This window comes from Piscicoccus intestinalis NBRC 104926, assembly GCF_001515525.1.
GTDB classification, from domain to species: Bacteria; Actinomycetota; Actinomycetes; order Actinomycetales; family Dermatophilaceae; genus Kineosphaera; species Kineosphaera intestinalis.
In genome coordinates, this window is sequence record NZ_BCNQ01000256.1 from 1 (window position 1) to 2,555 (window position 2,555).

4 protein-coding genes are annotated in these 2,555 nt (G+C 74.5%); 2 read left to right on the forward strand and 2 right to left on the reverse strand.

Translation table 11 applies throughout. The features are described 5' to 3' along the window. Both PINTE_RS20905 and PINTE_RS20910 read left to right on the forward strand, forming a co-directional pair. Positions 1 to 798 (forward strand): ABC transporter permease (locus tag PINTE_RS20905; RefSeq protein ID WP_245643095.1); only part of this gene is annotated, 798 nt, incomplete at its 5' end. Then, positions 795 to 1,943, forward strand: coding sequence for a sulfate/molybdate ABC transporter ATP-binding protein (locus PINTE_RS20910; protein WP_306304877.1), 1,149 nt, complete (start codon positions 795 to 797; stop codon positions 1,941 to 1,943). The genes PINTE_RS20905 and PINTE_RS20910, both read left to right, overlap by 4 nt. A gap of 42 nt (positions 1,944 to 1,985) precedes the next feature. Here PINTE_RS20910 and PINTE_RS20915 read toward each other — a convergent pair whose 3' ends face one another. Continuing rightward, complete coding sequence (locus tag PINTE_RS20915; RefSeq protein ID WP_068434462.1) at positions 1,986 to 2,198, reverse strand: TOBE domain-containing protein; 213 nt, start codon at positions 2,196 to 2,198, stop codon at positions 1,986 to 1,988. 161 nt (positions 2,199 to 2,359) lie between these two features. Continuing rightward, positions 2,360 to 2,555 (reverse strand): SelB domain-containing protein (locus PINTE_RS20920; RefSeq protein ID WP_174524041.1); only part of this gene is annotated, 196 nt, incomplete at its 5' end.

Below are 2,555 nucleotides of genomic sequence, written 5' to 3' on the forward strand. Positions count from 1 at the left end.
GGGCTGCCGCCGTGGGTGCCGCTGCTGGCGGTCGTCGGGGCGGCGCTGGTCGTGCTGCCGCTGGCGGGCATGGCGACGGCGGTCGACTGGGCGAACTTCCTCGAACTCGTCACGAGCCCGGCGTCGCTGGACGCGCTGTGGCTGAGCCTGCGCACCGCCGCGCTGAGCACGCTCGTCGCGGTGGTGCTCGGCACGCCGCTGGCGCTGGTGCTCGCGCGCAGCGCCTTTCCCGGGCAACGCCTGCTGCGGGCTCTCGTGCTGCTGCCGCTCGTGCTGCCTCCGGTCGTCGGCGGCATCGCCCTGCTGTACACGTTCGGGCGGCGCGGACTCATCGGGGAGCATCTCGAGTTGCTCGGCCTCCAGATCGCGTTCTCGACGACGGCGGTCGTGCTCGCCCAATCGTTCGTCGCCACACCGTTTCTCGTCATCGGGCTGGAGGGTTCGCTGCGCACCGCCGGGCAGCGGTACGAGCAGGTCGCGGCGACGCTGGGCGCGAGGCCCAGCACCGTGCTGTGGCGGATCACCCTGCCGCTCGTGGCGCCGGGGTTGATCTCCGGGGGCGTGCTCGCGTTCGCCCGGGCGCTCGGGGAGTTCGGGGCCACGCTGACGTTCGCCGGTTCGCTGCAGGGCGTGACCCGCACGCTGCCGCTGGAGATCTACCTGCAACGAGAGACCGATCCGGCCGCGGCGATCGCGCTGTCGATGCTGCTCGTGGCCGTCGCGGCGCTCATCGTCATCACGGTCTACGGGGCGGGCGCCGCGCCGGGCTCGCGCCCCGGGCGGGCGGTGGAGCGGTGAGTGCTGTCGACGAGCGCACCGGGCCTCCCAGGCCCCCTGGGCGCGCCGGCGCCGAGGGCGTGCGCGCACCCGACGTGTACGTTCGCGCCCGCGTGGACAGCCGCGACGTCGACGTGGAACTGGAGGTGCCCGGCGGGCAGGTCGTCGCCCTGCTCGGCCCCAACGGCGCCGGCAAGTCGACGCTACTGGCCATGCTGTCGGGCCTGCTCGTGCCGGACGAGGGGAGGGTCAGCGTCGCCGACCGGGTGCTCGTCGACACCGGGAACGGGGTGCGGCTGCCGGCGCACGAGCGGGGTGTCGGGGTGCTCACGCAGGATCCGATGCTGTTCCCGCACCTGAGCGTGCTCGGCAACGTCGCGTTCGGGCCGCGCTGCGCCGGGCTGTCGCGGCGCCGCGCGACCCAGGCGGCGCGGGAGTGGCTGGAGGCGCTCGGGGTCGCCGACCTGGCCGACCGACGGCCCGCCCAACTCTCCGGCGGCCAGGCCCAACGGGTCGGCCTGGCACGGGCGCTCGCCGTCGAACCCGACGTGCTGCTGCTCGACGAACCGCTGGCCGCGCTCGACGTCGGGGTGGCCGCGCAGCTGCGTCCCTTGTTGCGGCGGATCTGCGGCGAGCCCGGGCGCACGGCGCTCATCGTCACCCACGACCTGCTCGACGTGCTCGCGCTCGCCGACCGGATCGCGGTCGTCGAGGGAGGCCGCATCGTCGAAGTCGGCGAGACGATGCGCGTACTTCGGTCCCCCCGTAGCGGGTTCGCCGCCCGCCTCGCGGGCGTCAACCTCGTCCGGGGAGTCGCGGCCGAAGGCCCCGCGGTCATTTCGGCCGAGGGCGGCGGACGGGTCGTCGGCGTCGGCGACGTCACCGACGGCGGCGCCGCGGTGGCCGTCTTCGCACCCTCGGCCGTGTCGGTCTTTGCCGACCCGCCGACCGGCAGCCCGCGCAACGTGTGGCCGGCGGTGATCACCGAGATCGCACCCGCCATTGCGGGAGACGGCGCCGTACACGTTCGGGCCCTTGCCCGGGGAGTCGGGGCCGTGACCGCCGATGTGACGCCCTCGGCCGCGGCCGAGTTGCGCCTCGAGCCGGGCGCGCAGGTGCATCTCGCCGTCAAGGCGCAGGAGGTCGCCCTGCACCCCGCGACGTGAGGCGGCTTCAGCGCGCCCGGCGGGTTGCGGAGAGCGACTAGGTCACTCGGTGCCGATCATCACCTCGGTCGCCTTGACGAGCGCCACGGCCGGCTGGCCGACCTCGAGGCCGAGGTCGGCGACCGCGTCCTTGGTGATGGCGGCGGTGACGACCTGGTCGCCCCCGTCGAGGCGGATGCGCACGGTGGCCATGACCGTGCCGAGATCGATGGCGTCGACGGTGCCGCGCAGCTGGTTGCGGGTGGACAGGCGCATGAGGAACTCCTTGGGTCTTCGGGTCGTCGGCCCGAGGGCTCGCGGTCGCCGGCGGCGACGATGCGGCCTCGGTTCGACCACCCTAGGGGCCTGTGACCTGCGGTTTCCAATTACTCCGCGAATGCCGACGAGGGTGCTGAGGGCGCGCCGCAGGTGCGCCCTCAGCGGGCGATCTCGCGGTGTCCGGCGTCGATGCGGCGGGTCCAGCCGCGGGCGTCGAGGTGCTCCAGGAGCGGAATCGCGACCCGGCGCGTCGTGTCGAGCGCCTGCCGCGCCTGGCTGGTCGTGAACGGCTGCGGCAGCGCGGCGAGGGCCCGCATGGCCCGGGCCGGCGCGATCGGCTGCACATAGATGCCG

Excerpts from the sequence above, each read along its gene's own strand:
- PINTE_RS20915 (WP_068434462.1), bottom strand. The coding sequence starts at position 2,198 with ATGCGCCTGTCCACCCGCAACCAGCTGCGCGGCACCGTCGACGCCATC.